The sequence below is a fragment of the Xanthomonas campestris pv. asclepiadis genome (genome assembly GCF_020784175.1).
GTDB lineage: Bacteria > Pseudomonadota > Gammaproteobacteria > Xanthomonadales > Xanthomonadaceae > Xanthomonas > Xanthomonas campestris_D.
Genome location: NZ_JAJGQM010000001.1, coordinates 128,569 through 151,316, shown reverse-complemented (window position 1 = coordinate 151,316; position 22,748 = coordinate 128,569). Strand labels below are relative to the sequence as shown.

17 protein-coding genes, 1 tRNA gene and 1 other RNA gene are annotated in these 22,748 nt (G+C 65.2%); 13 read left to right on the top strand and 6 right to left on the bottom strand.

The window, feature by feature from the left end; genetic code table 11:
• Positions 1–263: 263 nt before the first annotated feature.
• The 3 genes from LL972_RS00610 (at position 264) to LL972_RS00600 (ending at position 4,172) form a co-directional block, all read left to right on the top strand.
• Positions 264–1,298: a glucokinase family protein gene (locus LL972_RS00610; protein WP_228325965.1), complete on the top strand. Its 1,035-nt coding sequence runs from the start codon at positions 264–266 to the stop codon at positions 1,296–1,298.
• A 101-nt stretch (positions 1,299–1,399) separates the two neighbouring features.
• Positions 1,400–4,036, top strand: a complete 2,637-nt coding sequence (locus LL972_RS00605) for a TonB-dependent receptor (RefSeq protein ID WP_228325964.1) — start codon at positions 1,400–1,402, stop codon at positions 4,034–4,036.
• A gap of 61 nt (positions 4,037–4,097) precedes the next feature.
• Positions 4,098–4,172: non-coding RNA, sX9 sRNA (locus LL972_RS00600), on the top strand.
• Positions 4,173–4,281: 109 nt separating this feature from the next.
• On the opposite strand, the gene hrpA is transcribed toward LL972_RS00600, so the two are convergent.
• Positions 4,282–8,403, bottom strand: a complete 4,122-nt coding sequence (gene hrpA, locus LL972_RS00595) for an ATP-dependent RNA helicase HrpA (protein ID WP_228325963.1) — start codon at positions 8,401–8,403, stop codon at positions 4,282–4,284.
• A gap of 90 nt (positions 8,404–8,493) precedes the next feature.
• On the opposite strand from hrpA, the gene LL972_RS00590 reads away from it, so the two are divergent.
• From LL972_RS00590 to LL972_RS00575, 4 genes are all read left to right on the top strand, one after another.
• Positions 8,494–9,051 carry a Dps family protein gene (locus tag LL972_RS00590; protein WP_102580821.1) on the top strand — a complete coding sequence of 186 codons (558 nt, stop codon included), beginning with the start codon at positions 8,494–8,496 and terminating at the stop codon, positions 9,049–9,051.
• 348 nt (positions 9,052–9,399) lie between these two features.
• A complete protein-coding gene (gene recQ / locus LL972_RS00585) occupies positions 9,400–11,196 on the top strand; it encodes a DNA helicase RecQ (RefSeq protein ID WP_228325962.1) in 1,797 nt (598 codons plus the stop codon).
• 138 nt (positions 11,197–11,334) lie between these two features.
• A complete protein-coding gene (locus tag LL972_RS00580) occupies positions 11,335–11,817 on the top strand; it encodes a hypothetical protein (protein WP_228325961.1) in 483 nt (160 codons plus the stop codon).
• A 78-nt stretch (positions 11,818–11,895) separates the two neighbouring features.
• Positions 11,896–12,300 carry a response regulator gene (locus tag LL972_RS00575; protein ID WP_228325960.1) on the top strand — a complete coding sequence of 135 codons (405 nt, stop codon included), beginning with the start codon at positions 11,896–11,898 and terminating at the stop codon, positions 12,298–12,300.
• Positions 12,301–13,497: 1,197 nt separating this feature from the next.
• Here the strand turns inward: LL972_RS00575 and LL972_RS00570 are convergent.
• Complete coding sequence (locus tag LL972_RS00570; RefSeq protein WP_228325959.1) at positions 13,498–14,208, bottom strand: rRNA pseudouridine synthase; 711 nt, start codon at positions 14,206–14,208, stop codon at positions 13,498–13,500.
• A gap of 117 nt (positions 14,209–14,325) precedes the next feature.
• On the opposite strand from LL972_RS00570, the gene LL972_RS00565 reads away from it, so the two are divergent.
• Entirely contained in the window at positions 14,326–14,532 is a 207-nt protein-coding gene (locus tag LL972_RS00565; protein WP_228325958.1) for a hypothetical protein, read from the top strand.
• Between the two features lie 515 nt (positions 14,533–15,047).
• Positions 15,048–17,216 (top strand): methyl-accepting chemotaxis protein, encoded by a 2,169-nt coding sequence (locus tag LL972_RS00560; RefSeq protein ID WP_228325957.1) that lies wholly within the window; start codon positions 15,048–15,050, stop codon positions 17,214–17,216.
• A gap of 137 nt (positions 17,217–17,353) precedes the next feature.
• Here LL972_RS00560 and LL972_RS00555 read toward each other — a convergent pair whose 3' ends face one another.
• Both LL972_RS00555 and LL972_RS00550 read right to left on the bottom strand, forming a co-directional pair.
• Complete coding sequence (locus LL972_RS00555) at positions 17,354–17,779, bottom strand: GNAT family N-acetyltransferase (RefSeq protein ID WP_228325956.1); 426 nt, start codon at positions 17,777–17,779, stop codon at positions 17,354–17,356.
• Positions 17,780–17,805: 26 nt separating this feature from the next.
• Positions 17,806–18,435, bottom strand: a complete 630-nt coding sequence (locus LL972_RS00550) for a LysE/ArgO family amino acid transporter (protein ID WP_266104428.1) — start codon at positions 18,433–18,435, stop codon at positions 17,806–17,808.
• 98 nt (positions 18,436–18,533) lie between these two features.
• On the opposite strand from LL972_RS00550, the gene LL972_RS00545 reads away from it, so the two are divergent.
• The 3 genes from LL972_RS00545 to LL972_RS00535 all read left to right on the top strand — a co-directional run bounded on the left by LL972_RS00545 (position 18,534) and on the right by LL972_RS00535 (position 20,459).
• On the top strand, positions 18,534–19,427 hold the full coding sequence (locus LL972_RS00545) for a LysR family transcriptional regulator ArgP (RefSeq protein ID WP_228325954.1): 894 nt from the start codon (positions 18,534–18,536) through the stop codon (positions 19,425–19,427).
• Positions 19,428–19,661: 234 nt separating this feature from the next.
• Positions 19,662–20,336 carry a 7-cyano-7-deazaguanine synthase QueC gene (queC, locus tag LL972_RS00540; RefSeq protein ID WP_104584688.1) on the top strand — a complete coding sequence of 225 codons (675 nt, stop codon included), beginning with the start codon at positions 19,662–19,664 and terminating at the stop codon, positions 20,334–20,336.
• Between the two features lie 47 nt (positions 20,337–20,383).
• Positions 20,384–20,459, top strand: a tRNA-Lys gene (locus LL972_RS00535).
• Positions 20,460–20,685: 226 nt separating this feature from the next.
• Here the strand turns inward: LL972_RS00535 and LL972_RS00530 are convergent.
• Positions 20,686–21,009 (bottom strand): hypothetical protein, encoded by a 324-nt coding sequence (locus LL972_RS00530; protein WP_228325953.1) that lies wholly within the window; start codon positions 21,007–21,009, stop codon positions 20,686–20,688.
• The gene (locus tag LL972_RS00525) at positions 21,006–21,221 is read right to left on the bottom strand and encodes a hypothetical protein (RefSeq protein ID WP_228325952.1); all 216 of its coding nucleotides are present in this window, start codon (positions 21,219–21,221) and stop codon (positions 21,006–21,008) included. Before LL972_RS00525 ends, LL972_RS00530 begins: the two co-directional genes overlap by 4 nt.
• Positions 21,222–21,742: 521 nt before the next feature.
• Here LL972_RS00525 and LL972_RS00520 point away from each other — a divergent pair.
• Positions 21,743–22,609 (top strand): aldo/keto reductase family oxidoreductase, encoded by an 867-nt coding sequence (locus LL972_RS00520; protein ID WP_228325951.1) that lies wholly within the window; start codon positions 21,743–21,745, stop codon positions 22,607–22,609.
• The last annotated feature ends 139 nt before the right edge of the window (positions 22,610–22,748 follow it).

Genomic DNA, 22,748 nt, shown 5'->3' with positions numbered 1-22,748 from the left:
CACGGAGCGATATCGGCGCCGCTCAGCGTCCAGATGGCGACAACAGACGCGACCGTTGCAACGGCGCAGCGGTGTGTGCGCACGCTTCCGCACTGCGCAATCACGCCCATGCAGACGGCCCTGAAATGGGCGATTTTTCACTCGAGTCCGCCAGCAAGACCGATCCAACCCGACTGAACCATTGACATCGTTGTCACCAACTTCTACACAGGCCGCTACTCGCCGATCGCTTTGGCCGCTCGGACGACTCCAAAGGACTGCACGTGGCTGCGACTTCGCGTTCTGCTCTCGCTTCTGGCTTGCCCACCGCACCGGTTGCCACCGGCTTCATCGCGGCCGACGTGGGTGGCACGCATGTGCGGGTCGGCCACATCGCGCGGACAGGTACTGCTGCGACCGAGTTGTCGCATTACCGCACCTACCGCTGCGCCGAACACGCCAGTCTGGACGCCATCCTTGCCGACTTCCTGCAGCAACGGCGCGACTTCGAGGCGGTGGTGATCGCCAGTGCCGGGGTCGCGCTGGACGATGGCAGCTTCATCAGCAACAACCTGCCGTGGACGATTTCGCCTGGCCGCATTCGCGCCGCGCTCGCCGTGCCCAGCGTGCACCTGGTCAACGATTTCGAAGCGGTGGCCTACGCCGCACCGCTGATGGAACAACGCGCCGCGCTGCAACTGAGCGGGCCGACGCCGCGGCATGCGCGCGCCAGCGGCCCGATCCTGGTGGTCGGCCCCGGCACCGGCCTGGGTGCGGCGGTCTGGATCGATGCCAGGCCGCGGGCGATCGTGCTCGCCACCGAGGCCGGCCAGGTCGCCCTGGCCAGCAACGACGAGATGGAATTGCAGGTGCTGCGGATCCTGCTGCGTGGCGAGCGCTATCTGCCGCTCGAACATGTGCTGTCCGGACCAGGCCTGCTGCATCTGTACAACGCCCTGTGCGAACTGCAGGGCGCCACGCCTGGCCATCGGCTGCCGGCCGCGATCACGCATGCCGCGCTGCACGAAGACGATGCATTGGCACGTGAGTGCCTGCAGGTCTTCTGCGGCATATTGGGCAGCGCGGTCGGCGACATGGCGCTGGCCTACGGCGCCGCCGGCGGCATCTATCTGGCCGGCGGCTTCTTGCCGACGATCGGGCCGTTCCTGCAGAACAGCCGTTTTCGCGAGCGTTTTCTGGCCAAGGGACGCATGCGCGCGGTCCTCGAACGCATTCCGGTCAAGCTGGTCGAGCACGGGCAACTGGGCGTGCTCGGCGCGGCCAACTGGTATCTGCAACACCACGCTGACCTGACGTAAGCGATCCACCACGCGCTCGGCCCCGGGCGCGCGCCGCAAGACCCCGCATCCGGCGAGCAGCAGCCCGCCGTCCATCCCTGTGCGTGATGAGGAGAGACATCATGAAATACAGCACCACCCTGCTGTCCAGCGCGATCGCGTTGTCGCTGGCATTCGCTGCGCAAGCCCAGGACGCGCTCGACCGACAGGCCACCGATCTGGATGCCGTGCAGGTGGTCGGCATCCGTGCCAGCCTGGAAAAATCGCTCGACACCAAACGCAACAACGCCGGCATTTCCGAAGCGATCACCGCCGAAGACATCGGCAAGTTTCCGAGCACCAATGTGGCCGAGGCGCTGTCGCAGATTCCCGGCATCACCCTGGACCGGCGCTTCGGCCAGGGCGAGCGCGTCAGCATCGACGGCACCGACCCCAGCCTCAATCTGTCCTTCCTGGACGGCCACCCGGTGGCGCAGGCGATCTGGCTCTACGGCGAGCAACCCAGCCGCGGATTCGACTACACCTTGCTGGCGCCGCAGATCCTGGGCCGTGCGGAAATCCTCAAATCCTCCGAAGCACGCCTGACCGAGGGCAGCCTGGGCGGCACCGTGTTGATGCACACCCGGCAACCGCTGGACCTGGACGTCAACGAGGTGGCCGCCTCCATCGGCTACAGCTACAGCGCGCAGGCCAGCGAAGGCAAACCGAACGCTGCACTGCTGTATAGCTGGAAAAACGCGGCCGACACCTTCGGCATTGCGGTATCGGCGCAGCATTACGAAGAACGCGTCGATCGCCGCGGCATGGAAGTGTTCGGCTACGCGCCGGCCAGCACGTTCGCCAATGCCGCAGGCGGCGTGCCTGCCGATGCGGACGTGCCCAACTCGATCAACGCGGCCTGGTTCCAGCAGGATCGCGAGCGCGACAGTGCCGTGGTCAATCTGCAGCTCAAGCCCAGCGAGGCGCTGGAATTCAACCTCAGCGGCCTGTACATCAACGAGAACTTCGACAACTACAACCAGTCGATGTACAGCTTTCTGACCTGGAATGCCGGCACGGTGGCGGCAGTGGATCAACTCGGCGGCCTGCGCAACGGCGTGGTGACCAGCGGGCATTCCGGCGCCAATGCCGACCCGCTCGGCGGCACCGTGATCTACGACAACAATGTGCGCGAATCGGAAGTGACCACCAAGGGCCTGGACCTGCGCGGCGCTTTCCGCGGCGATGGCTGGGGATTGAATGGACAGGTGGGCCAAAGCAGATCCGAGAACAAGGATCTGTCGCAGTACTTCATCGAGCCGTTCTACAACGGCGGTTTCAGCTGGGATACGCGGCGCGGCATTCGCTTCGACGATCCGGCGCGTGCGCGCGATCCGGCCAACTGGGGCTCGGCCGGCGGCTGGTTCGGCAATAACGGCATCTTTTCCACCGAGAGCAAGGACACCTACGGCCAACTCGATCTGAATCTGCAGTTCGACAGCGTGTTCAACCAACTGCTGCTGGGCGTACGTCATGGCAAGCATGAGGAGCGCTTCGAGCTCAACGTCTATGGCGGCGTGACGCCGGGCACGCTGGCCGACGTGGGCACGATCGGGCTGACCGATCTGCAGGATTTCCATCCGGACCACGGCCGGCATGTGCAGGCAGGCCGCAACAATGTGCTGGACTGGATCCGCAACAGCCCGGTCGACTACGGCGCGCCGGATCCGGCCAGCTACCTCAACAACACCTGGGCGCTGCAGCAGACCAACAACGCCGCCTATGCCCAGTTGAACTTCTCCGGCGGCGGCCTGCGCGGCAATCTCGGGCTGCGTTATGTCGATTCGAAAACCGAGGGCAGCGGCTTCGTCTACAGCGGCACGCCCACCCTGCAGAACGCCGACAGCCTGTGGCAGACCCGCACGCGCAAGGAGGATTTCCTGCTGCCTTCGCTCACGCTGTCCTACGAGGCCGCAGACGATTGGGTGTTCCGCTTTGCCGCGGCCAAGGTGATCGCCTGGGCACCGTACAACCAGATGGTCAACAACACCTTCCTCAACGACACCACGCTGACCGGCAGCGGCGGCAATGCCGAGCTGTCGCCGTACGAATCCTGGAACTTCAACCTGTCGGCCGAGTATTACTTTGCGCAGCAGTCGGTGGTGGCGTGGTCGCTGTTCTACAAGAAGATCGACAACTACATCGACACCAGCGCCAGCGTGGAACGCCAGTACAACGCGCTGCGCGATACCGCGCCGCAGAGCTGGGCGCAGTTGCTCGGCAGCAACGGTTGCACCGCCGATGGCTATTGCGATTACAGCATCCAGCGGCTACGCAACGCCGGCGATGGCAAGGTCAAGGGCTTCAACATCGCATTCCAGCAGCCGTTCGGCGACAGCGGCTTCGGCCTGACCGCCAACTACACCTACGCCAATGGCGAAAACAACACCGGCGATGCCCTGCCCTACCAGTCGCGCAACAGCGTGGCAGTCAGCCCGTACTACGAAAAAGGCCCGCTCAACGCCCGGCTGACCTACAACTGGCGCGACAGCTATCTGGCAGGCGGTTACGTGGCCGGCGCCGCGCCGGCAAGCGTGGATGACTACGCCGAACTCGGCGCGAGCATCGGCTATGCATTCAGCCCGAACTGGTCGCTGCAGATCGACGCGCAGAACCTGCTGGACGAGCAGTACCTGCAGTATCTCGGCGACACCGACCATCTGGCCGGCCGCTACAGGAGCGGGCGCCGCTACATGGCGAGCCTGCACATGAAGTTCTGACAGCGGCTTGCAACCGAACGGCGCGCACCGCCACGCGGTGCGGCCGGTGCCCGGAACCGGCATGTACCGGGTGTACACGCCGGTTCCGGGCATCATTCACGCCCAGCTGACCACTGCGCGCTGCGTTGCGTTCACCGCTCAAAGCGCAGTGCTCGGCCTGAGTGACCAGTCGGTGGCAGGACCTGCGCCGACCCAGCGCGCTGGCGATGGCGGCAAGCCGCCGTCACCAGCGCCTCCGGCACCAGTCAGTTGCGCAACGCGGCCACCCGCTGTGACAGCTTCTTCGCCGACACGCCCGATTTGGCACCCAGCTCCTGCGCAAACACCGACACGCGCAACTCCTCCAGGTCCCAGCGCAGCGACTGCCATTCATCACGTTGCTGCAACCCACGCGCAGCCGCCTCGTCCAATGCATCCACGAACGGCTTGAGTTCGAGCATGCGCGCCTGGTCGCGGGCCGGATCGCGTTTGGCGCGCTCGGTTCGCAGGATCATCGCCTTGAGATAGCGCGGATAATTGGCCAGCGCCTCGGCCGGTGTTTCGCGCAGGAAGCCGGCGTGCACCAGCGCACGCAGCTGCTGCTCCATATCGTCCAGGTTGCCGCGCGCCCAGCCCATCAACGGCGCTTCCAGCAGAGGCTTGAGCTCGGCCACCGCAGCGAGAATGCTTTCGGCCAGCGTCAGCCGCTCCATCGCCTCGCCGAACAGGCGCTTGATCGCCTCGTCGCGGCGCTGGGCAAAGGCAACGGGGTCGCGGATCGCGCCCAGACCATCGGCCAGCACCGCGTTGAGCGCGGCATCAACCAGATCGCCGCGCAGGCGCTCCTGCGACTCGATCGCCGCGTACAGCAGCCCGGTCTTGGGCGACACCGGCAACTGCTTGCGCGCCTGCTTGATCTTGTCGGCCAGCGCGATTTCCAGCAGCCGGCGCACGCCGCGCGGATGCGCCTGGGCCGCCTCGTTGCGGTCGGCAAAGATGCGCAACGCCGCGTCGTCGCCCTGATCCACCAACGCCGGATACGCCGGCACGCCGGCTTCGCCGGCAACCTGTTCGGGAATCGGCGTGGACGGAAAATCGCGCAAGCCCTCGGCAGCCAGCGCGCGCCCTGCACGCGCGGCGAAGGCCTGGCCGGCACGCTCGCCAAAGTGGGCGCGCAATCCGTCCAGGTCGCGCGACTCGGCCAGCACCTTGCCGTCGTCATCGCGCAGGCGCAGGTTCATCAGCAGATGCGTGTCCAGCGATTCTTCGTCAAAATCCAGCGCCGCCACCTGCGTGCCGGTGGCCTTGGTCAGAAAGCGCGCCAGCTCGCCACGGATGTCGTCGGCCGAGGCGATGCTGTAGGCCTCGTAGAACGCGCGCCCGAAATCCGGGGCCGGCACATAGTTGCGCCGCTGCGCCTTGGGCAGGCTGCGAATCAGGGCCGATGCCTTGTCGGCGACGAAGCCCGGCGCCAGCCACGATAGCCGCGCCGGATCCAGCGCGTTGAGCAGGTGCAGCGGCACGTCCAGCGTCACGCCGTCATCGAGGGCGCCCGGCTCGAAGCGGTAATGCAGCGGCAACCGCGCATCGCCCAGCGGGAAATACTTCGGAAACCGGTCGGCCTCACTGCCTTCGCCCGGCAACAGGTCGTTCAATGTCCAATGCAGGCTGCGGCGCTTGTCCGGCGGCAAGGTCTTCCACCATGCATCCAGCCCGCTGGCCGAGTGCAGCTCGGCCGGGATGCGATCCAGATACCAGCGCGCCTGCCAGTCGTCGTCGGCGACGATGCCGGCACGACGCAGCTTGGCTTCTTCCTCGCGCGCCTGTTCCAGCACCTTGAGGTTGTCGGCGATGAACGCCGCACGCGTGTTGATCTCGCCCGTGACCAGGCCCTGGCGCACGAACAGGTCATGCGCGCCGGCCGGGTCGATCTTGCCGAAATGGACCGGCTTCTTCGGCGCCAGCACCAGGCCGAACAGGCTGATCTGTTCGGACGCCACCACCTGCCCCTGCGCACGCGACCAGTGCGGGTCGAAGTGCTTGCGTGCCAGCAGATGCCCCAGCTCGGCGATCGCCCAGTCCGGCTCGATCGCGGCATTGGTCATGCCCCAGACTTTTTGCGTGTCCAGCAGCGTGGCGGCCAGCATCCACGGCGGAGGCTTGCGTGCCAGTGCCGAGCCGGGGAACGGCACGAACCGGCGTTGCCGCGCGGCGAGAAAGTCGCCTTTTTCGGTGCGATGGCCGATCTGCGTGGGCAGGCCGGCCAGCAGCGCGCGGTGCAGGGCCTGATACGCCGCTGCACGTTCGCGCTCGCTGGTGCGTGCCGTGGCTTCGGCCGCTTCGGCCTGTTTGGCGGCAGCAGCAGAGGTGGGTTGTGCAGGTGGCGCGCTCGGATCCGGCTTGCCTTCGCGCGCCAGCCGCGCAGCGCGATGCAACTGCCCACGCGTCGGCCGGTTGGCGTTGTGCCCGTCCTCGCGCGCAGGCGCGCTGGCACCTGCCAGCAATGGCGCCAGCATCGCAGCGGCCGGCTCCTCGCTCCACCCCAGCTCCTCGCACAACAGGCGCAGCTGCCGATGCAGCTCACGCCATTCGCGCATGCGCAGGAACCCGAGGAAATGCCGGTTGCACCAATCGCGCAACTTGGACTGGGTGAGATCCTCGTGCACCTGTCGGTACGCCTCCCACAACCGCAGGATGCCGACGAATTCCGAGCGTGCATCGGCAAACAGCGCATGCGCGTTGTCGGCCGCTTCGCGTGCCTCGGGCGGGCGCTCGCGCGGATCCTGGATACCCAGGAACGCGGCGATGATGATCATCTCGCGCAGGCAGCCGTGCTGTTGCGCAGCCACCAGCATGCGCGCCAGCTTGACGTCCACCGGCAGGCGCGCCATCTGGCGGCCGGTCGCGGTCAGGCGGCGGTTGCCGTCGATCGCACCCAGCTCCAGCAACTGCTGCCAGCCATCGGCGACCGCACGCTCGTCAGGCGCTTCCAGGAACGGGAAATCCTCGATCCGCCCCAGCCCAAGTTGCAGCATGCGCAGGATCACGCCCGACAGTGACGAGCGGCGGATTTCCGGATCGGTGAATGCCGGCCGCGCGGCAAAATCCGCTTCGGCATACAGGCGGTAGCAGATGCCTTCGGCGATGCGGCCGCAACGGCCCATGCGCTGGTTGGCACTGGCCTGCGAGATCGGCTCAATGTGCAGGCGGTCCAGCTTCTGACGCGGGCTATAGCGTTTGATGCGCGCAAAACCCGGATCCACCACATACCGGATGCGCGGCACCGTCAGCGAGGTTTCGGCCACGTTGGTGGCCAGCACCAGACGCCGGCGCGGGCCGGGGTTGAACACGCGGTCCTGATCGGCCGCCGACAGCCGCGCATACAGCGGCACCACTTCGGTCTCGCGGTATTTGCGTCGTTCCAGCGCATGATGCGCATCGCGGATCTCGCGCTCGCCCGGCAGGAACATCAGCACGTCGCCGCGCGGATCGATGCGGGTGATCTCGTCGATCGCCGCCACGATCGCATCGTTGACGGTGCGCTCGCCATCGCGGCCATTGCCACGCTCGCCGTCGCCGCCGTCGTCGGCTTCGCCTTCGAGCGGCCGGTAGCGCACCGCGACCGGGAAGGTCCGGCCTTCCACATCGATCACCGGCGCGTTGTCGAAATGCCGGGCGAAGCGCTCGGTATCGATGGTGGCCGAGGTGACGATCAACTTGAGATCGGAGCGCTTTTGCAGCAGTTGCTTGAGATAGCCCAGCAAAAAATCGATGTTGAGGCTGCGTTCGTGCGCCTCGTCCACGATGATGGTGTCGTAGGCCGACAACCAGCGGTCGCTGGCGATCTCGGCCAGCAGGATGCCGTCGGTCATGAACTTGATCCGCGACTGCTCGCCGACCCGGTCGGTAAAGCGCACCTGGAAGCCCACCGTGGTGCCCAGCGGCGTCTTCAGCTCCTCGGCCACGCGCGCAGCCACCGCACGCGCGGCGATCCGGCGTGGCTGGGTGCAACCGATCATGCCGGCCGCGCCGCGCCCGGCCGCCAGGCACAGCTTGGGCAGCTGGGTGGTCTTGCCCGAGCCGGTCTCGCCGGCGATGACGACGACCTGATGGTCGCGGATCAACGCGATGATGCGCTCTGCCTCACGCGCGATCGGCAGTTGCTCGTCCAGCGTGATGGCCGGCTGCTGCTCGGCGCGCGCCTGGCGTTGCGCCTGCGACGCCGCCAGCGCCTGCTCGAAGGCCTCGCGCACCTGCGGATTGCCGGGCTTGCCCTGCCAGCGCGACCATAGACCGAGCAACCGGCCACGGTCGCGGCTCATCGCGCCATCGACGGCGCGGCGGCGCTCACGCAAAGTGTTGGCAAGGTCGGTGTCGATAGCGCTCATTGATCGAAAAATGTGAAAGATTGAATGACAGCAGATCCTTTAGCCTGTCTATTGTGACCCGATATCTGTTTCCTCAGGAGGACCATTCCCATGTCCAAGAAAAAGAACGCCAACAAGCCCGTCGTCATCAATGAAGCATTGGACGCACTGCCGGTCGCCGCAGCATCGGCACCACACATCGATATCGGGATCAAGGACGGCGATCGCAAGCAGATCTCCGACGGTCTGGCCCGCTATATGGCTGACGCCTTCACCCTGTACCTGAAGACCCACAACTTCCACTGGAATGTCACCGGGTCGATGTTCAACTCGCTGCACACCATGTTCGAGACCCAGTACACCGAGCAGTGGGCCGCGCTGGACGAAGTGGCCGAGCGCATCCGCGCCCTGGGCTACAACGCACCGGGCTCCTACAGCGAGTTCGTCGCCCTGACCTCGATCCCGGAAGAACAGGGACTGAGCGACAGCGCCGACTGGCGTGAAATGGTGCGCCAGCTGGTCAGTGGCAACGAGGCGGTCTGCCGCACCGCGCGCAAGGTGCTGGGCACTGCCGACGACGCTGGCGACGACCCGACCGTGGACCTGCTGACCCAGCGCCTGCAGACCCACGAGAAGTACGCCTGGATGCTGCGCTCGCTGCTGCAGTAACCCCTGGGCCTGGCCCCTACGGGTGTGCCCAAGGTTTCGCTGCGCCGGAACCTTGGGCCCCTGCTCCATAAATTAGACACAGAGCCCCTCTCCCCTCGGGACGAGGGGGCACTGCTGGCGCGCCATGGGCGCGCTGGGCTTGGGGTGAGCGTACGGAGCGAAGCTCCAGTCGACTTAAGCAACGCTCGGCCACCGGCCATTTTCCATGCCGCACGCCGCATATCCAGCAACGTCCGCATCAGCACTCGTAGGCACACCCACCACATCGCGGCAATCCCCGACACACCATCGCGCAACACCGCCAGCCTGACACCGACCAGGGCTTGACCTGCGCGGTATCCTAGGCGGATGTCTTCCCCCGCCCACGAACTGCTCAGCCGCGTCTTCGGTTACGACGACTTCCGCGGCCCACAGCAAGCCATTGTCGAACACGTCGCTGCGGGTAACGATGCCCTGGTGCTGATGCCCACCGGTGGCGGCAAGTCGCTGTGCTATCAAGTGCCGGCGCTGTTGCGCGACGGCATCGGCATTGTGGTTTCGCCGCTGATCGCACTGATGCAGGACCAGGTCGAGGCCTTGCGCCAGCTCGGCGTGCGCGCCGAATTCCTCAATTCCACGCTGGACGCGGAAAACGCCCAGCGGGTCGAACGTGCGTTGCTGTCCGGCGACCTTGACCTGCTCTACGTCGCGCCGGAGCGCCTGCTGACCCAGCGCTTCCTGTCCTTGCTGGAACGCAGCCGCATCGCGCTGTTCGCCATCGACGAGGCGCATTGCGTTTCGCAATGGGGCCACGATTTCCGCCCCGAGTACCGCCAGCTCACCGTCTTGCACGAACGCTGGCCGCATATCCCGCGCATGGCCTTGACCGCCACCGCCGACCCGCCGACCCAGCGCGAGATCGCCGAACGCCTGGATCTGGTCGACGCGCGCCACTTCGTCAGCTCCTTCGACCGCCCCAATATCCGCTACACCGTGGTGCAGAAGGACAACGCGCGCAAGCAGCTGCAGGAGTTCCTGGGCCGCTACCGCGGCTCGGCCGGCATCGTCTATGCGATGTCGCGGCGCAAGGTCGAAGAGACCGCGCAGTATCTGTGCTCGCAGGGTTTCAATGCCCTGCCCTACCACGCCGGCCTGCCGGCCGAGGTGCGTGCGGAAAACCAGCGCCGCTTCCTGCGCGAGGACGGCATCATCATGGCCGCCACGATCGCCTTCGGCATGGGCATCGACAAGCCGGACGTGCGCTTCGTGGCGCATGTGGATCTGCCCAAGTCGCTGGAAGGCTACTATCAGGAAACCGGCCGCGCCGGCCGCGATGGCGACCCGGCCGAGGCCTGGCTCTGCTACGGCCTGGGCGATGTGGTGCTGCTCAAGCAGATGATCGAACAGGGCGAAGCGGCCGAGGAACGCAAGCGGCTGGAGCGCGCCAAGCTCGATCACCTGCTCGGCTACTGCGAATCGATGCAGTGCCGCCGCCAGGTGTTGCTGGCCGGCTTCGGCGAGACCTATCCCAAGCCCTGCGGCAACTGCGACAACTGCCTGACGCCTGCCGCCGCGTGGGACGCCACCGTGGCCTCGCAGAAGGCGCTCAGTTGCGTGTACCGCAGCGGGCAGCGCTTCGGTGTGGGCCACCTGATCGACATCCTGCGCGGCAGCGAGAACGAGCGCATCAAGCAGCTCGGCCACGACCAGCTGAGCACCTACGGCATCGGCCGCGACCTAGACGAGCGCACCTGGCGCGGGGTGTTCCGCCAGCTGGTGGCAGCCAGCCTGCTGGAGGTCGACAGCGAGGGCCATGGCGGCCTGCGCCTGACCGACGCCAGCCGCCAGGTGCTCAAGGGCGAGCGCCAGGTGATGATGCGGCGCGAGAATCCGGCTGCCGGGCGCGAGCGCAGCGCGCAACGCACCGGCCTGCCGGTGCAGCCGCAGGATCTGGTGCTGTTCAACGCCTTGCGCGGCCTGCGCGCGGAGCTGGCCAAGGAGCAGAACGTGCCGGCCTTTGTGATCTTCCACGACAGCACGCTGCGCAATATCGCCGAACAGCGGCCCACCAGTATCGATGCACTGTCGCGTGTCGGCGGTATCGGTGGCGGCAAACTGGCCCGCTATGGAGCGCAGCTGATCGAGATCGTGCGCGAGCAGGGCTGATGCAACAGCGTGTGTCACCGCAATGGCGGCACTGGCACAAAATTCCGCACAATCGACAGCGCGCATTCAATCAGCCGTTGCTAGCTTCACAAGGCGATCTGGCACGCGCTGTCAGTCCCTCCTGGTAGAGTCCACCCGATGAAACGCAGCCTGCTTTTCCTGGCCACTCTGTTTGCCGCCGGCAGCGCGCTCGCCCAGGCCGGCGAGAGCAGCGCCGAGCCGGGCTCGGCGCGGTCGCTGGACCTGAGCGTTCCGCAAGCCCCGGTGCAGTACCGCTCCGACCCCGAATACAGCACCGACCCGCCAGGCACCTTCTACGGCGACAAGAGCGGACCCAAGCCTGCGCTGACCCGCCCCAGCGCGGCCTCGCTTGCTGCCGAACGCGCCGAACAATGCCAGGGCAAGCTGCATGGTGCGGTCGAAACCGGCATGGGCTACTCCAACCGCGGCGGCAACAGCAACTGGCAGGCCGTCAATCTGAATTCCTGCAGGACCTATTACGACGACGACGGCAAGGCGCATCAGATCGGCGTCAGCATCAGCGTCGGACGCGGCGAAGGCGCGTTGTTCGGGCCGCGTTACGGCCCCGGCGGCTACGGTCCTGGCCCGTTCGGCTGGTAACCGTACGGCTCCGTCTGCGTTGACAGAGGGTTCACTGCCGCATCGCTGAGAATGTGGCCTGCCTTACGAGACGTGCTCATGTCACAGAACAAGGAACGGCCAGTTGTATTCGTCGTCGAAGACGGCGATGGCACCCGACAACTCAGCTGCCTTGTGCTGGAAAGCTATGGTTTTACCTGCCGCAGCGCAGGCTCGGTCGAAGAAGCCCTGGCCCTGATCGAAAGCGACCCGCGCGTCGATGTGTTGTTTTCCGACATCCATTTCCCGGGCGGTCTGACCGGCGTGGATCTGGCGCTCAAGACCGCGCACGCCCCCTACAACCTGCCCGTGCTGCTCACCTCCGGCCTGGCGGTCGAGTATGTGGAAGAGATCCTGCCGGATGGCGTGGCCTTCCTCGAGAAGCCCTATACCCCCGAGCAGCTGTTGGGCGCAATCCGCAGCGTGATGGCCAAGCACCGGGTACTTTCTACTCCGGTCGCATGAGGGCAGCAGCGCGGCGCAGATCGATGTGCCAGCGTCCGCTGCAGCTCGACCTTCGGTGATGTGACCAGGCTGCGCTCGGGTACGGACGCATCCTGACGGGATGAAATTGTCGGAAACGTCCCGACAGCCTGTCGGCGCAGTCCCGATTTACATGGCGCCTGCCCCATCTAAACTGCAGCCACCGGACGCGAGGCCTGTTGGGCCGCTCAACTCGCGAGGCGCTGAGCACGCCCCACGTCGGCACATTGCTGGCACCGGGTGAGACGCTCCTGCTTGATAGCGGGTTGTACGTCCGCTTGCTGGCTGCGCGTGTTTTTCTCAGATGAACACGGTATCCGTACGCAAGCGTAGACGCCGCACTTGCGTTTGCTATCAAGCCGCTTGGTGACACACGCGACCACTGTGCCTGCCCTAGGGCAGACGTTGCGAGAATCTCCAGCCTGCCCCGCGCTGAGACCGTTGTGGCTGAGCTACACGCCAACGTTGCCTGCGCGCTGAGTCGATAGCCTCGTAGCCGATGTCCAAGCACTGCTGTCCCTGCGCTTCCGACTGGAGACTGATCCGCTTGCCATTGCCACACGCACAAGCGCGTCGTCAGTCGTGCCGATATTGCAACGACGGCAAGCCGGCATCTGCCGAGCGATCGCGCTTGCAGTCGTAGCGTGCTCTTGCGGAGTTCGCGATGCATCGCCACTGCGATCCACAAATGCAGTGTATTTCACGCTATCAAGCAGGCCGCTCGCTAGGCTGACGTCAGTGCAGCACTTGGCTGCGAAGACCTTCAGGAAAATTCCCATGGGCGACAATTCGTTTCTGTCACCGGCCTTCATCATTCTGGTCGTCGGTGTGATTGCCGTTGTGTTCTGGCTGGTGACGCGGGCCAAGAAAAAACGCAACAAGAAATAAGCGAAAAAGAGAGCGGTCCTGGCATCGGGAACACAGTGCAGTTTGCGCTCTGGGCAATCGCAGTGCATTGCGAGCGGCCACGCGCCGGCCGGCGTGGCTCGGCTTTTGCCTGACATGGTTGCTGCGCTTCACTCTCTGCGCAAAAGCGCATCACTGCCGAGGCGGCCTGAATAATAGCGTCCGGCCGCGATATCGCCACGTTGCGGTCGCGCCATGCTCGATGCATGCGAGGTGTCGACAGCAGCGGCTTGTCACCGCATGGCGATCAGGCGCGCCTAGCAGGCGCGCAAATCAAAAACGCTCGCCTGTCGGCAGATAGCGCCATTCACCGATGGCCAGCTTGCCCAGCGACACGCGGCCCACGCGCAGGCGCCGGATGCTCACCACCTCCAGCCCGACCTCGCCGCACATGTAACGCAGCTGGCCGGGTTGCACGTGCTTGATCGCAAAGCGCAAACGCTCCTCGTTCTGCCAGCTCACCTTGCATGGCGACAGGCTGCGCTGCTGATACACCAGGCCATGCGCAAGCCGCGCCATGCCATAGGGGCGCAGCTCCCCGCGCACCTCCACCAGGAATTCCTGTTCGATGGAGGTCGCATCGGCGCTGAGCCTGCGCAGGACGCGGCCGTCCTGGCTCAGTACCAGCAAACCGCTCGCCTCGTGCTCCAACGGCAGCGGCGCGTTCAGGCGCAGGAAGTGCCGCTTGAGCACACGCATCTCGAGCTGGTCCAGGGCGCTGCGCGTTGCCGGCGTGGCCAGTGCCAGCGCCCCCTCGGCGCTCATGCCTGCCGGTTTGTGCAGCAGCAGCGTGGCAGGCTCGGCAGGTTCGAGGACGGCATGTTCCGCCAGCGTCACCTGCGCAGCGGTCGCCAAGGCTTGCGGCTCTTCGACCACGACCCCGTCCACACTGACCCAGCCGCCCTCGATGTATTGCTGCGCCTCTCCACGCGAGCAGCCAAACAGCGCGGCCACGCATTTGTCGAGACGGATCGGATCGGACATCGGGCGAGCTCGGCTTCAGGGGACGGCAGTGTACGTGCTGGGTCGACGGATGCGTGAGGCCGGCTTCTGCGCTGCCCGACAAAATGGGAAACTGGGCGCTCACACAGGAGATTGCAGATGTTCATCAAGTTCGGCAACACGCGGGTCCGCCTCAACCATATCTCCGTCATCAGCGATCCCTTCAATGCAGGCGAAAACTTCGGATCGTATTGCCACTCGGTCCGGGTCGGCCTGCTCTCCGGCGAGGAAATCTTTGCACGCTTCAATACCGAAAGCGGCGCCGAGCAGCTTCATGCAGAGGTACTTGCTGCGCTGGAAGGTTGAGCGCAAGCGCCATAGTGCCGCCATGCGCGTGACGCCTCACGCGCGATGGGCGGTGCCAGCAGCAGGCGGCCATGCCGGCGTGCAAGGTGCACTGGGCAAGGCCGCCTTGTCGCACCGCATCGAAGCTGATCGAATCGCAAGAACACTGCGCCGCACCGGTGCCTGCGCTTCTTGAAGACAAACGTATTGCCTGTGTCGCGACACATGGCAAATTGGATCCTGTCTCAGCATCTGGTTTGCTCCAGGTACGTTGCCGCCTGTCGGCAGAATGTCGGAGAATCGTTCCGCCGTTGGCATGCTTCGATCCAGCAGCAACGCAATAACGACGCCGTTTCTGCGCGCGTGTCAGGCCGCTGCGGACGGCCGTCGGGAAATTTCTTCCACACGATGAATTCAATATAAGTAATTTCAAATACGAACCTTTAGCTCGTCGCAATCCGGCCGCTAGCTGGGCAAGACGCTCTGATGGATGACCCATTCATCGAGCCCCTCAGCTGCACTACCTGGATGCGGTAATGAACACATATCTGCAACGCCTCAATGTCGGCCGTCGCCTGGGCATGGCCTTTGGCATCTTGATCCTATTGTCGGGCCTGCTTGTTGCGACCGGTCTGGTCACCATGTCCAACGCCCGTTTCGAGCTGGACACCATCGTCAACAGCAACATGGAGAGGATCCAGCTGTCCTCGGAAATGCTCGACGCCAACACCAATGTGGCAATCGGCCTGCGCGATATCGTCATGGTCGCTGGCCAAGCAGCCAACCGTCGCGCGATGGACATGATCGACAAGAACCGCGCACGCTACAAGCAGGCACACGACGCCTTGGTCGCACTGCCCAGCAGCGCGCCCGAAAAACAGGCGCTCGACCTGGTGCAGGAAAAGCGCGACATCTCGGTCAAGCTCAATAACCAGATTCTCGAATACGGCCTCCGCGATCAGAATCAGGAAGCGCAGGCGCTCTTGCAAGGCGATGCCGCAGCGGCCATGGACGCCCAGCAGACGGCGATCCGCGAGAACGCTGCACTGGAGCGCCGCCTCAGCAAGGATGCCTATGCGGCCGCGGTTGCATCGATGCACAATGGGAAGATTACCCTGGCCACTGGCGGCATTGCCGCACTGGTCATCAGCGGCCTGCTCTCGTGGTTGATCACACGCAGCCTGACCCAGCCGCTCAGCCAGGCCACCCGCACTGCAGAAGCCATCGCAGCCGGCAACCTGCACAACGATGTGCACACCAGCGCCACCGACGAAACCGGCCGTCTGCTCAAGGCCATGGACAAGATGCAGCTGCAGCTGCGTAATCTGATCACCGCCCAAACCGACATGGCCAGGCATCACGACAACGGCCAGATCAGCTTCCGTATCGATGCGGCGGCATTCCCGGGCGACTACGGGCGCATGGCCAACGACACCAACCTGCTGGTTGCCTCGCACGTGGCAGTGCAGACCGATCTGGCACGCATCATGGGACGGTACGCCGTTGGCGAACTCTCCGAAGACATGCAGCCGCTGCCGGGCGAAAAAGCCGTTTTCAGCGACACCATGTCGCAGGTCAAGCTCAACCTGTCGGCGATGAATCACCAGATCAAGCATCTCGCCCAGGCGGCCGCCAATGGCGACTTCAGCGCGCGCGGCGATGCCGAGCGCTTCCAGTTCGATTTCCGCATCATGGTCGAAAGCCTCAACCACCTGATGTCCACGGCCGACGGCAATCTGCAGTCGCTGTCGTCGTTGCTGCAGTCGATCGCCGCTGGCGACCTCACCGCACGCATGAGTGGCGAGTTCCGCGGCGTGTTTGCACAGATGCGCGATGACGCCAACGCCACGGCCAGCCAGCTGGCGCAGATCGTCGGCAACATCCAGGAATCGGCCGTGTCGATCAACTCCGCGGCCAGCGAAATCGCCGCCGGCAACCAGGACCTATCGCAACGTACCGAACAACAGGCGGCCAATCTCGAAGAAACCGCAGCATCGATGGAAGAGCTAACCTCCACCGTCAAGCAGAATGCCGAAAGCGCGCGCGAGGCCAATCAGCTGGCGATCGGCGCCGCACGCGTTGCCTCGCAAGGTGGCGAGGTGGTCGGCAAGGTGGTGGACACCATGACCGGTATCGAAGCCTCGTCCAGGAAGATCGCCGATATCATCAGCGTCATCGACGGCATCGCCTTCCAGACCAATATCCTGGCGTTGAACGCGGCGGTGGAAGCCGCACGTGCCGGCGAACAGGGTCGCGGCTTTGCCGTGGTGGCCTCCGAGGTACGCACGCTCGCGCAGCGGTCCTCCGGCGCCGCCAAGGAGATCAAGGACCTCATCGACGACTCGGTGCAACGCGTGGCCGAGGGTTCGGCACTGGTGCACAGCGCCGGCAAGACCATGGGCGAGGTGGTGGCCAGCGTGCAACGCGTCACCGACATCATGGGCGAGATTTCTGCAGCCTCCCAGGAGCAGTCGGCCGGCATCGAGCAGGTCAACCAGACCATCACGCACATGGACGAAGCCACGCAGCAGAACGCCGCACTGGTGGAAGAAGCCACTGCTGCCGCACGCGCAATGGAAGAGCAGGCGGTGCAGCTCACCGATGGGGTGGCGATCTTCAAGATCGACGCACGGCAGACGCGGCAGCCCGCCACGCGCGCAGCAGCACCGGTCGCACAGCTGCTGAGCAAGGTCCGCACCGCCTGAGCCAGCGGCCGGCACTGCGCCATGGCGAGGTCGCATTGCGCGGCTCGCTTCACGCAGCGCGGCAGCACGTGGAAGCGCCCTTCTGCCTCGACGCCGCACCATGCCGGTGCGGCGTCGAGGTAGAAGGCACTACAACGCTAACGCGTATAGAGGCCGGGAAGATAGCGCTCCATCAGCGACTGCGGAGACAGCGGCGGGGTGAAGCCGTAGCGCGCATAAAGACCGTGCGCGTCGCTGGTGGCCAGGCTGAAACGGCGCAGCCCCTGCAGATCGGGGTGCGCCATGACCGCATCCATCATTGCCTTGCCATAGCCCTTGCCCTGATGCTCGGGCAACACGAACACATCGCCCAGATAGGCGACGGTTGCGTAGTCCGAAACCACCCGCGCAAAGGCGACCTGCCTGCCCTCCAGAAACCCGCCGAAGCACAGCGAATTGGCGATGGAGCGCTGTACCACCGCAAGCGGGATGTCCCTGGCCCAGCTGCTGTGCTGCGCCAGGTAGCGATGGATCAGCGCAATATCGAGCTCGGATTGATCGGTAGAGACGCGCAGCGGCGACATGACAACAGCTCCAGGACAGTGAGGCCTCAGGGTAGCGCCTGCGCAGGCAGCAGCAACAGCGCGCACAGCACCAGCATGAATCCTGCGATCGCCGCATCCAGCACACGCCATGCGCGCGGATCGCGGAAGGCTGGCTGCAGCAAGCGCGCACCATAGCCCAGGCCGGAAAACCACGCGATGCTGGCCAGGCATGCGCCCGACGCGAACGCCCAACGCAACTGGCCCGGGTAGCGCGCGGCCAGACTGCCGAGCAGCAGCATCGTGTCCAGATAGACGTGCGGGTTGAGAAAGGTAAATGCCAGGCACGCCAGCATGGCGCGCTGCCAACGCTCCGCGCCGGTCTGCGACGGCGCCAACCCGCTGGTGCCACACCAGGCCCTGCGCGCAGCCAGCGCGCCATATGCCGCGAGAAATGCAGCCCCCGCATAGCGAAGTCCCTGCAGCAGCTCCGGCCATTGCGTCACCAGCACGTCGATCCCGGCCACACCCAGCACGATCAGCGCGATGTCGCCGAACGCGCAGATCGCCACCACCAGACCGACATGCTGGCGCTGCAGTCCCTGCCGCAGCACGAACGCATTCTGCGCACCGATTGCGATGATGAGACCTGCGCTGGCGATGAAGCCAGAGATTGCGGCTTGAAGGAACACGAGCATCTCCCGGATCACAGGAGGCAGATGCTGAGCGTTTCACTGTAATTAGGAAAACTAAATCTTCTGTATGCTGATTAGGATTTCTAATCCTGCCGAGCGCCATGGACCTTCTGCATCCGCAACTGGCTGCATTCGCCGCCGTCCTCGAGGAGGGCAGCTTCGATGCCGCCGCGCAGCGTCTGTCGGTGACGCCGTCGGCGATTTCGCAACGGGTCAAGGCGCTGGAAGACCGGCTTGGTCAGGTGCTGGTGATCCGGAAAGCTCCCTGCCGCCCTACCCCGGCCGGCGAGCGCCTGCTACGCCGGGTAAAGCCGATGCAGGTACTGGAATCCGAAGCGATCGCCGATTTCCTTCCCGGCGACAGCACTGCCGGGCATCCGCGCACGCTGGCCATCGCCGTCAACGACGACTCGCTGCAGACCTGGTTTCTGTCGGCCTTGTCGGCGCTGCACCGTGAGCACGGCGTTCTTTTCGATGTGCAGATGGACGACCAGGACCACACCCTGGAATTATTGCGATCGGGCGCGGTGCTTGGCGCCGTCACTGCCGAGCGCAAGCCATTGCAGGGCTGCAATGTACACGCGCTGGGGGTCATGCGTTACCACGCCATCGCATCGGCCGCATTCGTTGCGACGCATTTCAAGCAAGGCTTCAGCGCAGCGGCCCTGGCCCACGCACCGATGCTGGTGTTCAACCGAAAGGACACGCTGCAAACGCGCTTCGTCCGCCGCATCACCCGCGTGCAGATGGCGCCACCGATCCACTACCTGCCGACCTCGACCGGCTTTGTCGAAGCCGCCGCACGCGGACTAGGATGGTGTCTGGCGCCGGAATCGATGGTCACCCCGGCCGTGCGTGACAAGCAGGTCGTCATCATCGATCCCGGCCGCTGGCTCGATGTGCCGCTGTACTGGCAATGCGCGTCAGTGCGCTCGCGCGCCTTGCAGCAGCTTGGCCAGGCCTTGCGCAAGGCGGCGGCCGCGAGCCTGCGCTGAGACCCGGCCGTGCCGCACGCGAAGCGGGCAGGCACCTCCGAAGCCCGAGGTGTGCAACTGCCGGCAGGATGTCGCACCGAATTGACGTACAGATGCGGTCGCCACCCTACCCGCGCGCTGTTGGCACAGCCGCGTTGCCCGGCATCGCGCTGCCGGCGCAGCGACTGCCAGGTCGCCGTGCCACGCCGAGCCTGCTAGCCTTTCCGCTTATTCCGTTGTGATTGCCGATCCGTCATGAAAAAAGCCGTTGTTCTGTTGTCCGGGGGCATGGATTCCGCTGCCGTCATCGCGCTTGCGCAGGAGCAGGGCTTCGCCGTGCATGCCTTGAGCGTGCGCTACGGCCAGCGCCATACCTCCGAGCTGGACGCCGCCGCGCGCGTGGCCGCGGCGCAGGGCGTCATCGCGCACAAGGTGGTGGACGTGGACCTGCGCAGCATCGGCGGCTCGGCGCTCACCGACGACATCGACGTGCCCGATGCCGGTGGCGCCGGCATTCCGGTCACCTACGTGCCGGCGCGCAACACCATCATGCTGTCGCTGGCGCTGGGCTGGGCCGAGGTGATCGGCGCCAACGACCTGTTCTGCGGCGTCAATGCGGTCGATTATTCGGGTTACCCCGACTGCCGGCCCGAATTCGTGCGCGCCTTCGAAGTGCTGGCCAACCTGGCCACCAAAGCCGGCGTGGAAGGCGCCGGGCTGCGTGTGCATGCGCCGCTGCAGTTCCTCAGCAAGGCCGACATCGTGCGTGAAGGCGTGCGCCTGGGCGTGGACTTCGGCCTGACCGTGTCCTGCTACCGCGCCGACGCCGACGGACGCGCCTGCGGCCACTGCGACGCCTGCCGCCTGCGCGCGGCCGGTTTTGCCGACGCCGGCGTCCCGGACCCCACCCACTACGCCATTTCGCCTTGACGCCGCTGTAGGGTAGAATGCGCACCCCGGCGCACTGCCGGGACAGTGGGCCGTTAGCTCAGTCGGTAGAGCAGAAGACTTTTAATCTTTTGGTCGATGGTTCGAATCCATCACGGCCCACCATCAAATCAGCAGCTTGAAGAGCGCCCAGGGCGCTTTTTTTGTGCCTGCGTAAAATTCACCTGCAAGTGCATGGCCGGGGACCATGCTCCGGCCACGCAGTTGGATGGGGTGCTGCGCCTACCGCAGCGCACGCGGCGCCGCCCAAGCCAGTACCTCCCTGCCCGATCACGCTGCGCCGTCCGTCAGGTCCCCGGCCCGGCGCTGGCGGCCGTGTCGTTCCCGCTGATCACCTGGCTCGCGTCTTCTGGACACGCGATTGCACGCGCCGCGTTCGTCGCGCGGCCCCAACGGCGCGCGCCTGCTTGCGCAGCCACGTGAGCACGTCCACTGCAGCGTCCACGCGCATGCAGACATGCAGCCGGCCCAGCACGACGCTCTGCGCATCGCCGCCCGGCAGGATGTCGTCAAAGCCGGTGGCTTCGCAAGCGATCAGGACGGGCGAGGCATCGGGCTGCGCGTCGGAATGCAGCATGGCCAGCACATAGCCCTGCATCATCTCGAAGCTGAGGACGACGCCCGTGCAGACGCGGAACTGTTTGCCCAGGCTCATCGCTGCGGCTCCAAATTGGGGCAAACGATCACTGCAACGAGAGGAAGATAGGCAGACGCAACGGTGTGGATGGCTTTGTTCGTGCCTGCGAGGCTCGGCGTCATGTCGAACGAAGCGGCACTGTTCCATCCGAGAGCGCTGGCGGTCAAATTGAAATGGCGGCCAATTCGGCCTGCCGCAGACGCGGATACTCCTTGGGTGTCGTAGTACATGCAGAACTCCTGAGTAGATTGGAGTCCGCCAACCCGAGACCAAGCGGGGTGGCGGACGGCACGGGTTGGTCTACCGGACTCAGGGACCGGCGGGGCCGAAGCCCCCCGCGTACCGCCCGCCATAAACATGGCAAGCACGCACCCCGCTCGATGCCGGGCAACAAAAAAGCGCCTTGCATCGATCGATGGGCGCTGGTGCGCCTGAGTAATCGGGAGACCAATCCCGGTCGCCGATTGTGCGGCGACGCTGGAATACTCGCTCCGCCCGTTGGAGTCTGTCAACGCAAAAGACACAACATGGCAGCGACGGTTGCGAAGAAACGCGGCGAAAGCACTGCCGGCGGAGCCGGCAAAACCTGAAACTCCGGCACATCCCGCCGGACGATCCGCTCAGCCGACGCGTCTGCGCCCATATGCCGCAAGCCTTGGCGGGAGTGAACTGGCATCGCAGCAAATGCGAATTCACATGCCGCACCACGTTTCCTATCGTTGTTGGCTCAACGACACGCGAGCGCCACGCCATGACCAACATCGAAAAAGCCGGCACGTTTCTTCTTGGAGATCGCAACGTCGCCCGCATCGGCTACGGTGCAATGCAGCTTGCGGGGCCTGGCGTGTTCGGCCCGCCCAAGGATCGCGAGGGCGCTTTGGCGGTGCTGCGCGAAGCCGTTGCGCTGGGCATCAATCATATCGACACCAGCGATTTCTACGGGCCGCACATCACCAACCAGCTGATCCGCGAGGCACTGCATCCCTACCCGCAGGCGCTGACCATCGTCACCAAGATCGGCGGTGCCCGTGGCAAGGACGGATCCTGGCTACCGGCCTTCTCGCCACAGCAACTGGTCGAGGCGGTGCACGACAATCTGCGTAACCTGGAGCTGGAGACGCTGGAGGTGGTCAACCTGCGCGTGATGTTCAAGACGCAGGAACCGGCGGAAGGCTCGATTGCCGAACAGCTGGAGACCCTGATCGCGCTGCAGCGCGATGGCCTGGTGCGGCACATCGGCATCAGCAATGTCACTGCGACGCAGGTGGCCGAGGCACGTGCCATGACCGACATCGTCTGCGTGCAGAACATGTACAACATCGCGCATCGACACGACGACGCACTCATTGACGCGCTCGCGCGCGACGGCATTGCCTACGTGCCGTTCTTCCCGCTCGGCGGCTTCTCGCCGTTGCAATCGTCCACGCTCGCCGCTGTGGCCGAGCGCCTGGCCGCAACCCCGATGCAGGTGGCACTGGCCTGGTTGCTGCAGCGCTCGCCCAACATCCTGCTGATTCCGGGAACCTCGTCGGTAGCGCATCTGCGCGCCAATCTGTTCGCAGCGGAACTGAAATTGCCGGCCGATGCCGTCGAAGAATTGAACAGGATCGCCGCGTAAGCGCAGACGGCCGTGTCCTGGCAGGCAGCGCCTTGCACCCGGGATCAGTGCGAGCAACTGAGCGTTGCGGGTGATCGTCAGGCGGGGGCGAACGGCATGCCAGCAGTGGATGCGTGGCATGCCGATTGCGGGCAACCGG

Coding starts and splice junctions, on each gene's coding strand:
- queC (WP_104584688.1), top strand. CDS start 19,662: ATGAAAAAAGCCGTTGTTCTGTTGTCCGGGGGCATGGATTCCGCTGCC.
- LL972_RS00560 (WP_228325957.1), top strand. CDS start 15,048: ATGAACACATATCTGCAACGCCTCAATGTCGGCCGTCGCCTGGGCATG.
- LL972_RS00590 (WP_102580821.1), top strand. CDS start 8,494: ATGTCCAAGAAAAAGAACGCCAACAAGCCCGTCGTCATCAATGAAGCA.
- LL972_RS00530 (WP_228325953.1), bottom strand. CDS start 21,009: ATGAGCCTGGGCAAACAGTTCCGCGTCTGCACGGGCGTCGTCCTCAGC.
- LL972_RS00525 (WP_228325952.1), bottom strand. CDS start 21,221: ATGTACTACGACACCCAAGGAGTATCCGCGTCTGCGGCAGGCCGAATT.
- recQ (WP_228325962.1), top strand. CDS start 9,400: ATGTCTTCCCCCGCCCACGAACTGCTCAGCCGCGTCTTCGGTTACGAC.
- LL972_RS00565 (WP_228325958.1), top strand. CDS start 14,326: ATGTTCATCAAGTTCGGCAACACGCGGGTCCGCCTCAACCATATCTCC.
- LL972_RS00545 (WP_228325954.1), top strand. CDS start 18,534: ATGGACCTTCTGCATCCGCAACTGGCTGCATTCGCCGCCGTCCTCGAG.
- LL972_RS00520 (WP_228325951.1), top strand. CDS start 21,743: ATGACCAACATCGAAAAAGCCGGCACGTTTCTTCTTGGAGATCGCAAC.
- hrpA (WP_228325963.1), bottom strand. CDS start 8,403: ATGAGCGCTATCGACACCGACCTTGCCAACACTTTGCGTGAGCGCCGC.
- LL972_RS00570 (WP_228325959.1), bottom strand. CDS start 14,208: ATGTCCGATCCGATCCGTCTCGACAAATGCGTGGCCGCGCTGTTTGGC.
- LL972_RS00580 (WP_228325961.1), top strand. CDS start 11,335: ATGAAACGCAGCCTGCTTTTCCTGGCCACTCTGTTTGCCGCCGGCAGC.
- LL972_RS00605 (WP_228325964.1), top strand. CDS start 1,400: ATGAAATACAGCACCACCCTGCTGTCCAGCGCGATCGCGTTGTCGCTG.
- LL972_RS00555 (WP_228325956.1), bottom strand. CDS start 17,779: ATGTCGCCGCTGCGCGTCTCTACCGATCAATCCGAGCTCGATATTGCG.
- LL972_RS00575 (WP_228325960.1), top strand. CDS start 11,896: ATGTCACAGAACAAGGAACGGCCAGTTGTATTCGTCGTCGAAGACGGC.
- LL972_RS00550 (WP_266104428.1), bottom strand. CDS start 18,435: ATGCTCGTGTTCCTTCAAGCCGCAATCTCTGGCTTCATCGCCAGCGCA.